This window comes from Bradyrhizobium sp. TM239 (genome assembly GCF_036247985.1).
In the GTDB taxonomy this organism is placed as follows: Bacteria; Pseudomonadota; Alphaproteobacteria; order Rhizobiales; family Xanthobacteraceae; genus Bradyrhizobium; species Bradyrhizobium ottawaense.
Window position 1 is genome coordinate 79886 of record NZ_BTIR01000024.1, and the last position, 17053, is coordinate 96938.

The 17053-nt window shown below is 63.9% G+C and carries 15 protein-coding genes; 8 read left to right on the forward strand and 7 right to left on the reverse strand.

Annotated elements, in window-relative coordinates:
• Nucleotides 1-50: 50 nt before the first annotated feature.
• From lexA to AABA84_RS31615, 5 genes are all read right to left on the reverse strand, one after another.
• Nucleotides 51-752 (reverse strand): transcriptional repressor LexA, encoded by a 702-nt coding sequence (gene lexA, locus AABA84_RS31595; RefSeq protein WP_091965799.1) that lies wholly within the window; start codon nucleotides 750-752, stop codon nucleotides 51-53.
• Between the two features lie 176 nt (nucleotides 753-928).
• Entirely contained in the window at nucleotides 929-2140 is a 1212-nt protein-coding gene (locus AABA84_RS31600; protein WP_212250927.1) for a molybdopterin molybdotransferase MoeA, read from the reverse strand.
• 227 nt (nucleotides 2141-2367) lie between these two features.
• The gene (locus tag AABA84_RS31605) at nucleotides 2368-2574 is read right to left on the reverse strand and encodes a hypothetical protein (protein WP_212250929.1); all 207 of its coding nucleotides are present in this window, start codon (nucleotides 2572-2574) and stop codon (nucleotides 2368-2370) included.
• A 168-nt stretch (nucleotides 2575-2742) separates the two neighbouring features.
• Nucleotides 2743-3366: an HAD-IA family hydrolase gene (locus tag AABA84_RS31610; RefSeq protein ID WP_338314077.1), complete on the reverse strand. Its 624-nt coding sequence runs from the start codon at nucleotides 3364-3366 to the stop codon at nucleotides 2743-2745.
• A 13-nt stretch (nucleotides 3367-3379) separates the two neighbouring features.
• Nucleotides 3380-4513 (reverse strand): alpha-hydroxy acid oxidase, encoded by a 1134-nt coding sequence (locus tag AABA84_RS31615; RefSeq protein ID WP_338314078.1) that lies wholly within the window; start codon nucleotides 4511-4513, stop codon nucleotides 3380-3382.
• 330 nt (nucleotides 4514-4843) lie between these two features.
• Here AABA84_RS31615 and AABA84_RS31620 point away from each other — a divergent pair, with 330 nt between their 5' ends.
• On the forward strand, nucleotides 4844-6181 hold the full coding sequence (locus tag AABA84_RS31620) for a S41 family peptidase (protein WP_212250933.1): 1338 nt from the start codon (nucleotides 4844-4846) through the stop codon (nucleotides 6179-6181).
• Nucleotides 6182-6280: 99 nt separating this feature from the next.
• Here the strand turns inward: AABA84_RS31620 and AABA84_RS31625 are convergent, their stop codons facing one another.
• The gene (locus tag AABA84_RS31625) at nucleotides 6281-6535 is read right to left on the reverse strand and encodes a hypothetical protein (RefSeq protein WP_212250934.1); all 255 of its coding nucleotides are present in this window, start codon (nucleotides 6533-6535) and stop codon (nucleotides 6281-6283) included.
• Between the two features lie 462 nt (nucleotides 6536-6997).
• On the opposite strand from AABA84_RS31625, the gene AABA84_RS31630 reads away from it, so the two are divergent.
• The 7 genes from AABA84_RS31630 (at nucleotide 6998) to AABA84_RS31660 (ending at nucleotide 14153) form a co-directional block, all read left to right on the forward strand.
• Nucleotides 6998-8227: an OpgC domain-containing protein gene (locus AABA84_RS31630; RefSeq protein WP_246550705.1), complete on the forward strand. Its 1230-nt coding sequence runs from the start codon at nucleotides 6998-7000 to the stop codon at nucleotides 8225-8227.
• On the forward strand, nucleotides 8224-9087 hold the full coding sequence (locus AABA84_RS31635; protein ID WP_338314079.1) for a Spy/CpxP family protein refolding chaperone: 864 nt from the start codon (nucleotides 8224-8226) through the stop codon (nucleotides 9085-9087). The genes AABA84_RS31630 and AABA84_RS31635 overlap by 4 nt, the downstream gene beginning before the upstream one ends.
• A gap of 23 nt (nucleotides 9088-9110) precedes the next feature.
• Nucleotides 9111-11060 (forward strand): FAD-binding oxidoreductase, encoded by a 1950-nt coding sequence (locus tag AABA84_RS31640; RefSeq protein ID WP_338314080.1) that lies wholly within the window; start codon nucleotides 9111-9113, stop codon nucleotides 11058-11060.
• Nucleotide 11061: 1 nt separating this feature from the next.
• Entirely contained in the window at nucleotides 11062-11769 is a 708-nt protein-coding gene (locus AABA84_RS31645; RefSeq protein WP_338314081.1) for an iron reductase, read from the forward strand.
• The gene (locus AABA84_RS31650) at nucleotides 11766-12545 is read left to right on the forward strand and encodes a cytochrome c3 family protein (RefSeq protein ID WP_338314082.1); all 780 of its coding nucleotides are present in this window, start codon (nucleotides 11766-11768) and stop codon (nucleotides 12543-12545) included. The genes AABA84_RS31645 and AABA84_RS31650 overlap by 4 nt, the downstream gene beginning before the upstream one ends.
• Nucleotides 12546-12711: 166 nt before the next feature.
• Entirely contained in the window at nucleotides 12712-13185 is a 474-nt protein-coding gene (locus AABA84_RS31655; protein ID WP_338314083.1) for a hypothetical protein, read from the forward strand.
• Nucleotides 13186-13541: 356 nt separating this feature from the next.
• Nucleotides 13542-14153: an RNA polymerase sigma factor gene (locus tag AABA84_RS31660; RefSeq protein ID WP_338314084.1), complete on the forward strand. Its 612-nt coding sequence runs from the start codon at nucleotides 13542-13544 to the stop codon at nucleotides 14151-14153.
• Here AABA84_RS31660 and AABA84_RS31665 read toward each other — a convergent pair.
• On the reverse strand, nucleotides 14150-16882 hold the full coding sequence (locus AABA84_RS31665; protein ID WP_338314085.1) for a bifunctional diguanylate cyclase/phosphodiesterase: 2733 nt from the start codon (nucleotides 16880-16882) through the stop codon (nucleotides 14150-14152). The two genes, AABA84_RS31660 and AABA84_RS31665, sit on opposite strands and share 4 nt — an antisense overlap.
• Nucleotides 16883-17053 lie beyond the last annotated feature (171 nt).

Below are 17053 nucleotides of genomic sequence, written 5' to 3' on the forward strand. Positions count from 1 at the left end.
ATCGGCGACGCCGATCGAAGGCGCGCGCGAGGCGCCGAGTACTTCCGGTATCAGTACTTGCGGTAAAGCCCGATCAGCTTGCCCTGAATCTTCACGCGGTTCGGCGGCAGGATGCGCACCTCGTAAGCGGCATTGGCGGGCTCCAGCGCGATCGAGGCGCCGCGGCGACGGAAGCGCTTGAGCGTGGCTTCCTCGTCGTCGATCAGCGCCACAACGATATCGCCGGTATCGGCGCTCTCGTTGCGCTGGATCAGCGCCATGTCGCCGTCGAGGATGCCGGCCTCGACCATGGAATCGCCGCGCACTTCGAGCGCGTAATGCTCGCCGGAGCCGAGCATGTCGGGCGGCACGCTGATGGTGTGGCTGCGGGTCTGCAATGCCTCGATCGGGGTGCCGGCCGCGATGCGGCCCATCACCGGCACCGCCACGGGCCGCTCGCCCTCGTCTGCGGACGGGCTGGAGCTCGCGCGTACCTTGCCGAGATTGCCTTCGATGACGCTTGGCGTGAAGCCGCGTCGGTTGCCGGCGGCAGCCTGGAGCTCGGGCAGCTTGATCACTTCGATGGCCCGGGCGCGGTTGGGCAGGCGGCGGATGAAGCCGCGCTCCTCGAGCGCGGTGATCAGGCGATGGATGCCCGATTTCGAGCGCAGGTCGAGCGCATCCTTCATCTCGTCGAAGGACGGCGGCACGCCGCTTTCCTTCAAGCGTTCGCTGATGAACCGCAGAAGCTCGTATTGTTTGCGCGTTAACATCTCGACCAAAGTCCCCCGGTTGATGTCGTTCGATTCCGAGACGATGAATTCAGCGATAAGCCGCTGCATGCTCGAAACAAATCATGAACGGACACTATATGTTCGATATGTGTTCCGCAACTGCTTAATTTACCGTGAACAGAACGAAACTCACGGAATGCGTGTGGCCGCGCAGTTCAGACGGGGAGCCTTAGCATCTCGCAGGGGCTGCCGGCCTCGGCCTTCGGCGCAAACGGTGCGCGCACGAGAAGTACCTGTGCTGCAGCAAGATTCGCAAGCAGAGAGGAGTCTTGATGGCTGACGGGAAGGGCGACGAGGGTGCCGTCGTCGCGCAGCTCCAGGCGCGCGCGCAGATAGTCTTCGCGCTGGTCGTTGGCGCCGAGATCGCGGCCCAGTACGGCGCGCTCGCGATGATGATGAACAACCGAACGGCCCGACAGCGCCCGAATCAGCGGCACCATGAACAGGAACGCGCACACGTAGGACGATACGGGATTGCCGGGCAGGCCGATGACGCCCATCGCCCCTAGCCGTCCGTGCATCATCGGCTTGCCGGGCCGCATCGCGATCTTCCAGAACGCCATCGCGATGCCTTCGTCCTTGAGCGCCTGCTGGACCAGATCGTGGTCGCCGACCGATGCGCCCCCGGTCGTGATCAGGATGTCGGCGCCGCTTTCGCGCGCGCGGCGGATGCCGGCGGTGGTGGCCTCCAGCGTATCGGCGGCAACACCGAGGTCGATGGTCTCGGCGCCCTCGCTGCGGGCGAGCGCGTGCAGGGCGTAGCCGTTGGAATAGACGATCTGGCCGTGCCCGGGCGTGGTGCCCGGCATCACCAGTTCGTCGCCAGTGGCAAGGATCGCGACCCTCGGGCGGCGGCAAACGGCGAGATGCGGGTGATTCATGCCGGCGGCGAGGGCGAGATCGCGCTCTGTCAGACGGGTTCCCTTGCGCAGGAGGACGTCACCCTCGCGGAAATCGACGCCGGCGGGGCGGATGTGGCGACCCACGATCGCGGCTTCCTTGATCGTTATTTGCTTGCCTTCGGCGATCGTGTCCTCCTGGATCACGACTGCATCCGCGCCGTCGGGAACGACACCGCCAGTGAAGATCCGCACCGCTTCGCCGGCGCCGACCCTTCCCGTGAACGGACGGCCCGCGGCGACCTCACCGATCATCGTCAGCCTGGAATCGATGGTCGCCGCGTCGGCCGCGCGCACGGCATAGCCGTCCATCGCCGACATCGCCTGGGGCGGTTGGGTGCGCCGCGCAGCGACGTCCTGCGCGAGCACGCGATGGTAGGCTTCGTCGAGTGAAACCATCTCTGCAGGCAGCGGCTCTGCACCCGCCAGCACCGCAGCAAGGGCGTCGGAAACCGGCATCAAGGCCACGGCGAAACTCCTGCTCGGCACGTTCGGACGAAATGTTCCGACAGTCTTCTAGCCGAGCGCGGGGGCAGAGGCAAAATTGCGGAGCGGGCGCGATTTATCCTGCCGCTTCCAGCCCAGTATGGAAGGCAGATTCAGGCTCGGTGTGGCATGATCCAGAGAACGAGACAGATGGGCAGAAGGGGGGCCATGGCGAGGACGAGAATGACGAGCGCCACGGCCAGCATCGCTCAACTCCCGGTCGGCCGGTCCGGCCCGTCGTCCAGCGCGACGTCGGGAGCCTTCGGGCCTTGATCCCTGTCGGGCAGCGGATCGGCCTGGGATTTCAGGTCGGCGGCCTTGCTGATCAGCTTGGCGGAAAGGTCAGAATCCGAGGTGGTTCTCGCGAACTCTAACAGGAGAGAGGCTTGCTTGGTGAGATAGGTTTTGCCCAGCACGTCGATAAGTCCGTTGTAGAAGTCCCAGCGGACTCAAGAGTCCGGAAGGGGCCATTCCGTTCCCGGAACTCCGTACAAAAATGCACAAAGCGTTCTGGTTCCTATTTCGGGCAAAATTGGTTCCAGAAGACTTGCCCTCCGTTGGCGCCTCCCGCTCAGCGGAAATCGTCAGATGCCCAATGCCTTCAAGGCGTTTCCGACGTCGCGTGGCGACGTCACATGCACTGCCGTCAGTCCGCATGCCCGCGCGCCTTCGATGTTCTCGGCGAGATCGTCGAAGAACACGATACGCTCCGCGGGCACGCCGATCGCGGTGACAACGTGGTCGAAGGCTTCCGCGTCCGGTTTGCGCAGGCCGATGCTGGACGACAGATACAGCGCGCGGAAATGGCCGAGCAGTTCGCCATATTCCTTCGAGAAATAGTCGACATGCGGCCGGTTGGTGTTGGAGAAGGCGTAGAGCGGCATCTGCTTCGCCGCACGCGGCAGCAGCTCGGCGATGTCAGGCATCTCGCCGGCGAAGATCGCGTTCCAGCCTTCCAGGAACTGCGCGTCCGAAATGCCGATGCCGAGCGATGCACGCAGCGAGGCGAAATAATCCTCGTCGCTGATCTTGCCGACCTCGTGCAGCCGATAGGCCTCGTCACGCACATAGCGCGCGACGATGGATTCGGGCTGGCAGCCGGCATGGTCCGCCCAGCAGGCGATCGCCTTGGAGAAGTCGATGTCGAGCACCACGCGCCCGAGATCGAACAGCAGCGCATCCGCGCTGCCGGGAGAGAGCGAAGTCATTGCGTCCTTTTCATCAGTATCGATACGGATCGTGGTCGAACAGCGGGAATGCACTGAACACGCTCGGCGCGTTGGTGGCGGTCGCCGGATGCAGGCAGGATTTGTCGACCTCGGCGAATGACGTGGCGCCCAAAAGGCCGAGGCAGCGCAGCACCTCATCCTCCAGCAGCTCCAGCATCCGCGCGACGCCGGCCTCGCCAGCCGCCGCCAGCGCCCAGCATTGCAGCCGGCCGATGCCGACCATGTCCGCGCCCGCTGCGATCGCCTTGACGATGTCGGTGCCGCGACAGATGCCGCCGTCGACCATGATCTTGGCGCGACCCTTCACGGCCTCGACGATCTCGGGCAACACATGCATGGCGCCGCGGCCATGGTCGAGCTGGCGGCCGCCATGGTTGGAGACGTAGATCCATTCGACACCGTGATCGACCGCGATCTGGGCGTCCTCGGCGGTGGCGATGCCCTTCAGGATCAGCGGAATCCGGAACTTGTTCTTGATCATCTTCACGGTCCGCCACTCCAGGCCCTTCTGGAAATCGCCGCCGGTGGCACGCAGGCGGCTCTCGCGGACGTAGCGCTTGGCGATGTCACGTTCACGACGGCTGTAATGGGCGGTGTCGACAGTCAGGCAGAAGCCGGCATAGGCGCTCTTCTCGGCCCGGCTGACGACATCGGCCACAAAGGCGTCGTCGCCGCGGACATAGAGCTGATAGAGCCGGAGCGCATCGGGCGCGGCTTCCGCAGTCTGCTCCAGGCCGGGCTCGGACACCGAGCTCAGCATGTGCGCCGCACCGAAGGTGCCGGCAGCGCGCGCGACGCTCGCCGCGCCATCCGGATCGAAGATCTCGAGTGCGCCGACCGGGGCGAGCACCACCGGCAGGCGCATCCTGCGGCCGAACTGCTGGACCGAGCCGTCGACCTTGCGGACGTCGCGTAGCACTCGCGGGCGGAAGGCGATCTCGTCCAGCGCCATGCGGTTGCGGCGCATCGTGGTTTCGGTCTCGGCGGCGCCGACGATGTAGTCCCAGGCGTTCTGGTTGAGGTTGGCCCGCGCTTTCCGGATGAATTCGTGCAGGTTCTGGAACTGCTCGTTGCTGGCGCCAAGCTCGACGTTCCGTTCCGGCCGGATGCGGGGTGCCTCGTTCATTGTTATCCTCCCGAGAATTTGAAGCCTTGTGTCATCGCCTAGCCCGTCCAGCGCTCCAAAACCATCCTAAAATGGCATGGCTGCGAGGCTGGACCGGCGCACCGATTCCCCCTTGGGACGGGCCAGTCCTGCAACGTTGCCAAAAGTTTAGGCCCGAACGAAGCGATTTTTGCGGTGTACCGGTCGGCGGTGCATCCCGGCCTTGAAGAAACCAGAATGGTATTGTGAGAAACGGACTGGATCGCCAATTGCATGGCGCTTCCCAAAGTCTCGAGAGACGAGCTCAAGCAAGCTCAAGCGAACCGCCAAGCAAAAAAGGCCAGGCCATCCATGCGGAAATCCCTGCTGTTCCCTCTGGGCGCGTTCACTGGAGCGTGTCTGACCCTTCTGGTAGCCAGCCCGCACGGCGGTGTATGGGCAGCACGAGCGGCAGCGAGCGCGGATGACGCCTATTCCCAGCTCAACCTGTTCGGCACGGTGTTCGAGCGCGTCAAGGCGAGCTATGTCGAAAAGCCGGACAATGCCAAGCTGATCGAAGGGGCGATCACGGGCATGGTGACCTCGCTCGACCCGCACTCGCGCTACATGAACGCGAAGGCCTGGACCGAGATGCAGGAGACCACCTCCGGCGAGTTCGGCGGCCTCGGCATCGAGGTCACGATGGAAGACGGCCTCGTCAAGGTCGTCTCGCCGATCGACGATACGCCCGCCTCGAAGGCCGGCCTGATGTCCGGCGACCTCATTAGCAAGATCGACGGCGAAGCCGTGCAGGGCATGACGCTCGAGCAGGCCGTCAACAAGATGAAGGGCCCGGTCGATACCCAGACCAAGCTCACCATCGTGCGCAAGGGCGCCGACGTCCCGCTCGACGTCGCGATCAAGCGCGAGATCATTCACGTGCGTCCCGTGCGCTTCCATGTCGAGAACGGTGACATCGGCTATGTCCGCATCACCTCGTTCAACGAGCAGACCACCGACGGCCTGAAGAAGGCGATCGCCTCGATCACCAAGGATGTCCCTCAGGAGAAGCTCGTCGGTTACGTGGTCGACCTGCGCAACAATCCGGGCGGATTGCTCGACCAGGCCGTGTCGGTGTCGAGCGCCTTCCTTCAGCGCGGCGAGGTCGTCTCGACCCGCGGCCGCAATCCGGAAGAGACCCAGCGCTTCACCGCGCATGGCGGCGACCTCATCAAGGGCAAGCCGCTGGTGGTTCTGGTCAATGGCGGCTCGGCCTCGGCTTCCGAGATCGTGGCCGGCGCGCTGCACGATCACAAGCGTGCGACCATCATCGGCACGCGCTCGTTCGGCAAGGGTTCAGTGCAGACCGTCATTCCGCTCGGTGCCGGCAATGGCGCGCTGGCGCTGACCACGGCGCGCTACTACACGCCGTCCGGCCGCTCGATCCAGGCCCAGGGCATCGCCCCCGACATTGAGATCCTGCAGGACGTGCCGCCGGAGCTGAAGGGCCGCATGGACACCATGGCGGAGTCCCAGATGCGCGGACATCTCTCAGCCGGCGAGGGTGGCGAGCAGACCGGATCGCAGTCCTACGTTCCGCCGAAGGAGGAGGACGACAAGGCTCTGCATGCGGCGTACGACTTCCTGCACGGCGTGACCGCCAACGCGGTTGCGGCCAAGCCCGCGTCGAAGGCTTCGGTGCCGAACTAGATCGTACGACCTCCAGTCATCGATCGCCCGGGAGTGGATGTCCGCTCCCGGGCGATTTTGTTTTGGGCGTTCGCGAGCGGCGGGATCACTGCGCGATCGTCATTGCTGCTTCTTCGGACCCGTGTGATGCGGGACTTCGCTCTTCGGTCCGCCGCCGTAATGGTGGCTGCCGCCAGATCCGCCGGTCGTCCCGCCGTCGCTCTCTTTCTTGCCCATATGGTGAGGGACCTCGGTCTTCGGTCCGCCCGAGTAGTGATGGCCGTTCTTCTCATCGGTCGTGCTCGTCTGCGCCATGGCGGGCAACGCAACGAACGACATGATCGCGGCGGCGACGATCAGCTTGCGGTGACTCATTCTGGTTTCTCCTGTTGATCTCGTCGAGTTGGTGTCAATCAAGTCCCGGTGGCTCGATCGAGCAGCAACCAAACCCGGAGCTTGATTGTGTAGGTTGAGCAAGATCAAATGTCGACGCGCGCGCTCGCGTGCGTCGTTGCGCGGATCGTCGTGTTGCCGCAGGCGACGAGAAACGTCGATCTTCTTACAGAGAAAAATTCTCGCCGCTGCGAGAAATCGCAGGTCGCGCGCAAAGCCCTCGAGCATCCCGAGAGATGTCGTGGCCGATGACTCTTCCGGTGGAAGACGACGGGCGCCTCGATTCATTACGCGATTGAATCACAAAAAGATTTGGCTGGTGCGCCGATCGGGTTTGATGTCCGTCAAACCTGCGTCGATGACGCAACCTAGCGTGCCGCGCGAATGAGCGGCGACACGGTTGCGATCCGACAAAAGTTGACCGCAGAGATGGAGAACGCACCGTTGACTGACGAGACCATTCACGCCCCCGGTCGGCCCTTGCAAGTTGCGTTTCTCTTGCATCGCCGGTTATGGGAAACGATCACGATCAGGTCGGTGCTGCTCAAGCCACGGCGCGACGTGCGACTGGATCTGTTTCGGGGTCTGGCGAACTGGTTGATCTTTCTCGGGCACATTCCGGATTCTGCGCTCGCCTGGTTCACGACGCGAAACTACGGCTTCAGCGATGGCGCCGATCTGTTCGTGCTGATCTCCGGCTACACCGCGACGTTCGTATTCGGCTCGATGATGATGGAGCGTGGCTTCGTCATCGGCGCAACCCGGCTGCTGCGGCGGGTGTGGCAGCTCTATGTCGCTCACCTGCTGTTGTTCCTGGTCTATCTCACGGCCGTGCACTACATCGCGCACAGCTTTGACGATCTTCATCTGATGGATCAGTTCAACGTCGCGCCGCTCATGAACTTTCCCGTCGAGACGCTCTCGCAGGGCCTGATACTCAAGTTCAAGCCGCTCAATCTCGACGTTCTGCCGCTCTACATCGTGCTGATGGCCGCGTTTCCCGTCGTGCTCTGGTTCATGCTGCGATGGCGCAATGCAGTGATGATCGGCTCGCTCGGTCTTTATCTGGCCGCCCGACATTACGAATTGAATCTGCCGTCCTATCCGGCCGGAGTCTGGTATTTCAATCCGTTCGCCTGGCAACTGCTTTTCGTATTCGGAGCCTGGCTGGCGTTGGGAGGGGCGGCGGCAAGCCGCTGGCTGCTGTCGTCCCGCACGCTGCTCGTCCTCAGTAGCGGCTTCCTGATCCTTGCGCTCGCGATGACGCTGGCGGAACGAATTCCGGGACTGCGGGACTACATTCCCGAGGGGCTCGCCGCCGTCTTCATTCCAAACGACAAGACCAATCTGGGGCCTTATCGCGTCATCCATCTGGCGAGCCTGGTGTTCATCGTCGTCTCGCTCATTCCGATCGACTGGCCGGGGCTGAAGTCGCCTTTGCTGCAGCCGTTGATCAGATGCGGCCAGCAATCCCTGCCGGTGTTCTGCGTCGGTCTCTTCCTTTCGTTCATTGCGCATTTCCTGCTCGATTTCGGATCGGAGGGAATTCTGGCTCAGATCCTCGTTGGCGCCGCGGGTCTCTGGATCATGACGGGCGTCGCCTACTACCGGACCTGGTCGAAAGGCGTGGACAGAAGTCGATCGTCCGAGCAGCGCGGGGAGGCAGGCGAATGACGACTTCCAAGTTGGTCGCAGCGGCCTTTGACACCTCCGTGCGTAAGAGTTGCCGGCGCTTCGCGTCTATATGGCCTGACCCGCCCACGCTGTCCTCATCGCAGATCTCGATGAGGAGAGAACCATCCGAATCAAACCCCTGGAGAAAGACCATGAATCCTTCGAGAAAATTCGCCTTGAGCGCAGCCGCCTTTGCCGTCCTTGCCCTGGGGCCGGTTGGGCTGTCGTCCGCAATCGCCGCTGGCCATACGCAGTCCGCGATGATGGATGACGACAAGATGTCGAAGATGCCGGCGCCGTCGGATTCCAGCGACAAGATGAACATGGGCCAGCCAGCGGGGCAGCCGCAGAACATGAGCGGCGGTCGGATGAACGACGACAAGATGAAGATGGCGCCGCAAAGCCAGATGCGGGACTGCCAGGGCGCCGGCTGTCAGGAGAGTTCCGGCATGATGCAGATGATGCAAATGATGGAGAAGATGATGCGCGGCCAGATGGGTTCGTCCGGCAGCAGCGGTGCGATGAGCGGCCCGGTCGATGTGACAGAGCGGATCGAGGGGCGGATCGCCTTCCTGAAGGCCGAGCTGCAGATCAGCGACAAGCAGGCCGCCGACTGGAACAGTGTCGCCGACGCCTTGCGTTCGAGCCGGCAGCACCTGCTGGAAGCGCGCAAGGTGCTCGCGATGGATGACAGGTCGGGAAGCGCCGATCGTCTGGAGCACTACGAACGGCATTTGTCCGAGCGTCTGGAGGCCATCAAATCGGCCCGCCTGGCCTTCACGCGGCTCTACGCGTCGTTGAACGAGAGCCAGAAACAGACGGCAGACACGATCCTGCTGCCTCTGATTGCATCGTTCTGAGCTCTGGAATCGAGAGCGAGATCATGTTCGGTCTGCCCCTTCGATGTCGAGCCGGCTTGTCTGCGCTCGTCGTCCTGACGAGCCAGCTTGTGGCGAATGCGGCGCTCGCTTCGGACTTCGGCCTCGGCCGCGCGCATCCGGCGGGGCAGGTCGCTCAGCGTTGGGAGCTGGCGCAGGCAGAGGACGACCACGCTGCACATCATCCCGCAGCGTCCGGCTCCGCAGGCGGTGCGGCCGATGTGCCGCCCAGCGGCACAGCGCCGGGGATGATGGGTGGAATGGACGGCATGATGGGCCGGCCGCGCAAGGAGTTCTACCCGGCATTGATGGACATGCCGGCGCTGTCCGCCGAGCAGCGGAGCAGGCTGGAGGTTCAGGCGCGCGAGCGGATCAGCGCAGAGGCCGATCGCCTGGCGACCGCCGAGATGGATCTGCGGCACGCTATCGCCGGAGGCGATAGCGTCGCGGCGGATCAGGCGTCGCGGCGGCTTCGCGAGTCCCTGAACGCGGTTCAGAGCGGCGTGGTCGCGCTGCGTTCGTTGCACGAGGGCAAGCCGCCGCTGCAGATCGCGCAGGCGTGGTTCAAGTCGCAGATGAACCTGCTGCCCCAACGCGGTGCCATGGCTGCGGATGACGGCACGCAGGGAATCTCCTGGTTTCACGTCACGACCATGGCGCTGCTGGTGCTGTTCTCGCTCACGCTGATTGCCGTCTATGTCGCGCGCATGCGCCGGGCGAACGCGCTGGTCGATCGGCTGACGCGCGCTGCGGCCGTTCCGGCTGTTGCCGCGGCCGTCCCATCCGCGACGGCCGTCAGCTCGCCGGACGAGAAGGCCGTGGTGACACCTGCGCAACAGACAAATCGCGACACTGCACGAGTCGAACCGGGCCGCTCCTGGAAGGGCGGACTGAAGATCTGCGCGATCTATCAGGAGACGCCGAACGTGAAGACCTTCCGTCTGCAAGCACCGGACGGTGGCGCGATTCCTTTTGCGTTCCTGCCGGGACAGTTCCTGACCTACGCCATCGAGATCGACGGAAAGACCGTCAGGCGCTCCTACACGATCGCGTCGTCCGCGGCCCAGACCGCCTATGTCGAGACCACGATCAAGCGCGAAGACGGCGGGCTTCTGTCGGACTACATGCATGGCCAGCTGAAGGCTGGAAACCTCATCGAGGTTGCGGGCCCCTCCGGCGCCTTCACGTTCACCGGCACGGAAGCCGACAGCGTCGTCCTGATCGGTGGCGGGGTCGGCATCACGCCACTGATGGCGGCGATCCGGTATCTCTCGGACATCGCGTGGCCCGGCCAGATCTACCTTGTCTATGGCGCGCAGACGACCGAGCAATTCATCTTCCGGGACGAGCTGGAATATCTTCAGCGCAGGATGAACAATCTGCACGTCGCGGCCACGATGGTGCGGGCCGCGGGCACGTCGTGGATGGGAAGCGAGGGGCAAATCACGGCCGAGTTCCTGACGCAGGCTGTGCCTGATCTCACCAGACGACGCGTTCATTTGTGCGGTCCGCCCGGCATGATGGACGCGCTCAGGAAGACGTTGATCGGGCTTGGCGTGCCGCGCGAGCAGATCAAGACGGAGGCCTTTGGGCCGGCCCGCGGCGCCGTTCCACCTCCCGGCAAAGTCGCGGCCGAAGCGCAAATGCCGGCGACTGAGGCGAGCAATCGAAGGGCTGCAACAGTCGGTCCTGCAACGGCGACCATTCGCTTTGCGACATCCGATAGGGTTGTGGCGCTGCCTCCGGACAAGAGCGTCCTGGAGGTGGCCGAAGGTGCGGGGGTTTCGATCGATTATTCCTGTCGGGTCGGGGTCTGCGGCGTCTGCAAGACACATCTGTTGCAAGGAAACGTCACGATGGAAGTCCAGGACGCCCTGACCGTGGACGACAAGGGGAACGGTCTGATCCTGGCCTGCCAGGCGAGATCGGTCGGAGATCTGGTCGTCGAGGCCTGACATGATGGATCGGAGAGGGCGCCTGATCGCCGACGTCGCTCTGGCGGCCCTGTTGTTGCTGGTGCCGGCGTTCCTGCTGCACTCCGATATCAGGTTCGCAGGAAGCCTCGCCGGCTTTGTCCTCGGGGCCGGTGCGGCCGTGCTGATGATTCTTCTTCTCGTCTATCCGATGACGAAATACAGCATGAGTATGAAGGCTCTGGTCACGCGATGCGTGTCGATGCCGACGCTCCTGGCGTTTCACGCCTATGCAGGAATCGTCGCGGCATTTCTCGCGCTTCTGCACACGGGCCACAAATTTCAAAGTCCGCTCGGGATCGCACTGGTGACCAGCATGCTGGTCGTAGTCGTCACCGGATTTGTCGGGCGCTACTACCTGCCGCAGACCGCGATGGAGCTCCGTCAGCAGCAGTCGCATCTGGCGACCTTGAGGTCGGCCTATGAGCACATAGCGTCGGCTATGTCGTTGCCCGATCGGGTGGTGCGTGACGGGGCCGCCGTGCCTGCATCGGCGTTGCAGAATGTGCCCGTGCTGCAGCTCGTCGATGGCATTTCCGACCTCGAATCGGCGATCGGATCGAGCGAAGCAATCAAGAGAATCTTCCTGCAGTGGATCGGGCTGCATGTCATGGCGGCGATCGTCATGTATGCGTTGCTCGCGGTGCATGTGGCGGCCGAGGTCTACTACGGGCTGCGGTGGCTCGCGTGACGGTCAGGGGCGTGCTCTACGCCGTGATCGCGTCACTGGCCGTCGCGAGCGCGGCGGTCGTGTCGATCGCTCTCTATCGGGGCAGCTCCGAGGTCGTTCCGGGGTGGACGAGGTTTGTGACGCCAGGGCCTCTTTCCGAGAAGCATGCATTTCTGACCGACAGATGCGAGAGCTGCCACACGCCGGTCAGAGGCGTCGATCCGGTGGCCTGTATCTCCTGTCATGCGCCTTCCGCCGGGGATCTCGCCAAGCAATCGACGGCGTTTCACGCCGCGGCGGGCAGCCAATGTTCGGGCTGCCATCTTGAGCACATCGGCGAGCTGCGGCCGATCAGGATGGACCACGCCTCACTGCTTCAGGTCGCGAGGCCTACCCCCGGCGGGGCATGGTTCGACCGGGCCGCTTCCGATCAACTGACGGCGGACCTGAAGACGTTTCTGGGCCTGCCAAAGTCCGACCGGCGGGAAAGGGCGGAGCTCGATTGCGCCGGCTGCCACAGCAACCGGGAGCCGCACCGCGAATTGTTTGGACGGGACTGCGCGGAGTGTCATGGGCTCGCGTCCTGGAAAATCGCAGGCTTCCTGCACCCCTCGCCAACGTCGAGGGACTGCGCCCAATGCCATCAGGCGCCGCCGAGCCACTATATGGGCCACTTCGTCATGATGGATCAGATGATCACGGGGCAGGAGCACGCATCGGTCAATCAATGCTTTCTGTGTCACAGAACCGACTCGTTCAACGACATCAAGGGCGTCGGCTGGATGAAGCATCATTGACCGGTTCGAGCGTGCGACGGAGATGGGTGCTACACATTACAGAATTCGGCAAAAAAATATGAGGCTCATTTCGCGATGAATCGCGCGGCCGGATAGGGGCGCCGAACCTTGAAATCCTGCGCAGAGCACGACGCTCATCGTCGCTCTTGCATTGACGATGCCGTGCGTGTCGTTTTCTGTTGGCCGTTCCTGCAACCAGAGCTATATGTTCCGGGTCGAGGCAGTGGGTGCACAGATGATTGGCTTGAGAAAGCCAAGGCGAAGGTGGTGGGGATGGCTTGTCGCCATCGCATATCTGCTTGCCTCGATGACACCGTCGCTTGCGATCTCGACCGCTCTGGATGCATCGATTCAATGCGAGCATCCGGCCGATCAGCCCGCGCATGAGCACGCGCACGATGAAGGTGCCACTGTGCATTCGCATGACGTTGCGATGGCCGGGGATTGCGACGACGATCAGGGCCGGCCTGGCGACCGGCATGCCACCTGCTGCGGCTCGGTGCTGTGCTTCAGCGCCGTGTCGCCTCAAGCTCCCGCGATTGCGGAGTTCGTCGTGCCGCATGCGCGCTGTGAAGCGCAGCCTGATGTGATCGGCGACGCGGGCGCGTTCCGCCGTCACTACCGGCCCCCCATCGCCTGAGATAGCTCCCGAAGATCGAACTGCGTCGCTCCAGGTTTGAGCGCGGATCGGCACGTCTGCGAGGGGCACCATGCCCCGGCGGATGACGGCGATGCGTACCCAGACTTCGCACACCGCGATGCGACAGGACCGGTCTCGGTCGTTGCTCGCGCGCGCTGGGTGTTGAGCGGAAGAACGCCGACGTCGCGATCATCGGCTTGCGGAAGGCGAGGTGACCGCGTGAGCGACGTTCGAGCGGTGATCTTCGCGACTCTTGTTCGGGGGCTGCCGCATCCGCGGATCGCAGCCGTGTCCGATTTGACGCGCTCCCGCTCCAACGAAGCAATCTACCGAATGTCGCGCAAGGACGATGCGTCATGAAATCGCCGAACGAGAGTCTTCCAGAGCGGACAGCCGGTTCCCCGGATGCGCAGGACGCGGTCGTTCGTGCCGCCCTCGTCGGCAGTTACGATCGCCTCCGCAGCTATCTGCAGCGACGCTTTGGCGGGAAGGCGGAGGCGGAGGAGGTGCTCCAGGCGTTCATGTTGCGCGCGCTGGAGCGGTCCAGCGACATTCGTGATTCGGATTCGGTCCGAGGCTGGTTGAGCAGGGTCCTGGCGACCACCATCGCCGATTTTCACCGTCAGATGTCAAAGAGCAGAACGCGGGAGATGCCGTTCCCGCATGAGCTCAACGAGCGTCTCGCAGCCGATCCGGATGCCGCGGCGAACGCCGCGGTCTGCGAGTGCCTTCATACCCATCTATCCCTGCTGAAGCCGGAGCATGCCGAAGTGATCAGAAGGTTGGACCTCGGCGGTGAGCCGCGGGAGCTGGTCGCAGCCGATCTGGGCGTGACCGTCAACAACCTGACCGTTCGCCTTCATCGCGCGCGACACGCCCTGAAGGAGCGTCTCGAGCAGACATGCGTTGTATGTCTCGAGGATAGCTTCTGGGAATGCCGCTGTGCCGACAACCGAGGTCCGTCCTAACCGGCCTCGCGGCGGCGGGCTTTCACGCCGCCGCGCTGGGCGAGCCGGCTGCGATGCAGCGCGAACAGCTCCAGCACCTTGTCGGCGGGTTTTGCCGCGCTGAACAGATAGCCCTGCATCTCGGAGCAGCCGAGCGCGCGGAGCAGACGCTGCTGCTCTTCGGTCTCGACGCCTTCGGCCGTGGTGGTCATGCGGCGCGCGGCCGCCAGATTGACGACGGCCTGCACGATGCTGGCGGAGCCGTCGGGACCGGCGATGTCGTCAACGAAACAGCGGTCGATCTTGATCTTGTCGAACGGGAAGCGGTGCAGATAGCTCAGCGAGGAGTAGCCGGTGCCGAAATCGTCGAGCGCAATGCGCACGCCGATGGCGCGGAGCTGGTGCAGGATCGCCAGCGCCGTGTCGTCGTCGCGGATCAGCACCGCCTCGGTGATCTCGAGCTCGAGCCGGCTCGCCGGCAGGTTGGAGGCGGCGAGCGCCGCCATGATCTTCAGCGCCAGCGTGCCGCTCTTGAACTGCACCGGCGAGACGTTGACGGCGAGGCGGATGTCGTCGGGCCAGTTCGCGGCGTCGCGGCATGCGGTCGCCAGCACCCATTCGCCGATCTCGTTGATCAGGCCGGTATCCTCGGCGATCGGGATGAACTCCGCCGGCGAGACCATGCCGCGCGCGGGATGACGCCAGCGCACCAAGGCCTCGCAGCCGGTGATGCGATCATCCTTCAGGCTGAGGCAGGGCTGGTAATAGACCTCGAGACCGCCATCGCGTTCCCCTTGGGCGATGGCGTGGCGCAGATCGATCTCGAGCTGCCGGCGCTCGCGGACCTTGGCATCCATCTCCGGTTCGAAGAAGCGATAGGTGCGGCGCCCGGCGGACTTGGCGGCGTACATCGCCATGTCCGCGTTCTTGAGGAGCTGGTCGAGCGCCGTGCCGTGTTCCGGCGCGAGCGCAATGCCGATGCTGGCGTCGGTGGTGAGATGGTGGCCCATGCAGTCGAACGGCGCGCGGATGGCCGCGAAGACCCGTGCGACGAGCTCGTTGACCTGGTCGAGCGACGTCACCGCGCTCTGCACGATGGCGAATTCGTCGCCGCCGAGCCGCGCCACGAAATCCGCCGGGCCGGCACAGCGGCGCAGGCTTGCGGCAATCGATTTCAACAGCTCGTCGCCGACGAGATGACCGAGCGCGTCGTTGACGCCCTTGAACTCGTCGATGTCGATGTAGTGCACCGCGATCTGTTCGTCGTCGCCGACGGCTGCCACCTCTTCGCGCAGATGCTCGTGGAACATGGTGCGGTTGGGCAGGTCGGTCAGCGCGTCGTAATGGGCAAGGTGGGTGATGCGCTCCTCGATGCGGCGGCGCTCGGTGATGTCCTCATGGGTCGCCACCCAGCCGCCGTCCGCGAGCGGCTCGTTGAGGATGTGGATCGAGCGGCCGTCGGAGGTATCGACCACCATGGAGTTGCGCGCATGGATGCCCTTGAGCACGCGCACGACATAGTCGTCGACGTCGCCAGTGAACGAGCCGGTCGCCTTGCGATGGGCGATGATGTCGTGGAAGCTCGAGCCGGGCTTCACGATCCTGGCCGACAATCCGTACATTTCGATGTAGCGCTGGTTGCAGACCACCAGCCGCTGCTCGGCGTCGAACAGCAAGAGGCCCTGCGTCATGTTGTTGACGGCGCGGTCGAGCCGCAGCTTCTCCAGCGTCAGGCGCTCGCGCGACGCCCGGTGCTGCTCGAGCAGCTTGCGCACGACCGCGATCAGCACGCCTGCGATGGCGAGCGCGGAGGCGGCCGCGACCGAGATCAGCATGCCGATCTGCTCGCGCCAGTCCGTCAGGGCGGAGGCGCGCGTCGTGCTGGCCATCATCAGGATCGGGAAATGGGGCAGCGCGCGCGAGGAGATCAGCCGATCTTCTCCGTCGACGGGGCTCGTGAAGCGGCCGGCGAATTGATCGAGCCCGAAGACCCTCTGCTGTTCGAATGAACCTGTTCTGAAATTCCGCCCCATCAATTCGCTGGAATGGGGATAACGGGCGAGCAGCGTGCCGTCGCGATGCAGCATCGAGATCGTCGCGCCTTCGCCGAGCGCGACAGAGGCGAAGAACGTCTCGAAATTGGCGGGCTCGATGCCGCGCCCGACGACACCCAGGAACTCGCCGTTCGGCCCGACGAGCCTGCGCACGATCAGGACGGTCCAGGCGCCGGAAATACGGCTGTGCAACGGCTCGATCAGGACATCAGGCGAATGGGGATCGTATTTGAAGGTGCGAAAATAGGCGCGATCGGCAACGTTCACTTTCGGAGCCGGCCATGCCGTCGACGAATTGATCAGATTGCCTTCGGCATCGATGATGTTGACGCCGCCGATGTAGGGCAGCGCCTCGATCTTCGAGCGCAACATCCGGTGGACGTCCTCGCCGGAGAGTCGCTTGCGATAGTCTCCAACGGTCCTGATTCCGGTCGTGCGGACGTGGTCGACGAAGTCCTTCTGGATGATCGCGAAATCCTGCAATTGCTGATCGAAATGATGGGCGAGCAGCAGCACGGTGTTTTCCAGCTCGCGGCTGGAGTTGCGCAGCGCCCGCTCGCGGAAATTCTGGGCCATCAGGACAGAGCCTATGGCGATGGCCGCGATCAGCAGAGCGCCGCCCACCACCAGCCAGCGGATCGGTCCGCTGCGCACGAAGGCGTGGTCAAAGAGGCGACTGCCGAATCTCGTCATCATGCTGGATCATTGCCGTGCACACGTCAGGATCAATTCTTGGCCCCGAAAACATCCGTTGGTTTACGGGAACGGTGTGGAGGCGAAGTTAGGAAGCGCGGTTAACGCCGTGTGAACGCTCGCGCACAAATGCAATCGAGGTCCAGCAATGTCGGGGGCAGGAATTGCCGAAAG

What these genes read in the sequence shown, in the direction of transcription:
- lexA (WP_091965799.1), bottom strand. Translation starts at nt 752, where the DNA reads ATGTTAACGCGCAAACAATACGAGCTTCTGCGGTTCATCAGCGAACGC.
- AABA84_RS31610 (WP_338314077.1), bottom strand. Translation starts at nt 3,366, where the DNA reads ATGACTTCGCTCTCTCCCGGCAGCGCGGATGCGCTGCTGTTCGATCTC.
- AABA84_RS31615 (WP_338314078.1), bottom strand. Translation starts at nt 4,513, where the DNA reads ATGAACGAGGCACCCCGCATCCGGCCGGAACGGAACGTCGAGCTTGGC.
- AABA84_RS31620 (WP_212250933.1), top strand. Translation starts at nt 4,844, where the DNA reads ATGCGGAAATCCCTGCTGTTCCCTCTGGGCGCGTTCACTGGAGCGTGT.
- AABA84_RS31625 (WP_212250934.1), bottom strand. Translation starts at nt 6,535, where the DNA reads ATGAGTCACCGCAAGCTGATCGTCGCCGCCGCGATCATGTCGTTCGTT.
- AABA84_RS31635 (WP_338314079.1), top strand. Translation starts at nt 8,224, where the DNA reads ATGACGACTTCCAAGTTGGTCGCAGCGGCCTTTGACACCTCCGTGCGT.
- AABA84_RS31640 (WP_338314080.1), top strand. Translation starts at nt 9,111, where the DNA reads ATGTTCGGTCTGCCCCTTCGATGTCGAGCCGGCTTGTCTGCGCTCGTC.
- AABA84_RS31645 (WP_338314081.1), top strand. Translation starts at nt 11,062, where the DNA reads ATGATGGATCGGAGAGGGCGCCTGATCGCCGACGTCGCTCTGGCGGCC.
- AABA84_RS31660 (WP_338314084.1), top strand. Translation starts at nt 13,542, where the DNA reads ATGAAATCGCCGAACGAGAGTCTTCCAGAGCGGACAGCCGGTTCCCCG.
- AABA84_RS31665 (WP_338314085.1), bottom strand. Translation starts at nt 16,882, where the DNA reads ATGATGACGAGATTCGGCAGTCGCCTCTTTGACCACGCCTTCGTGCGC.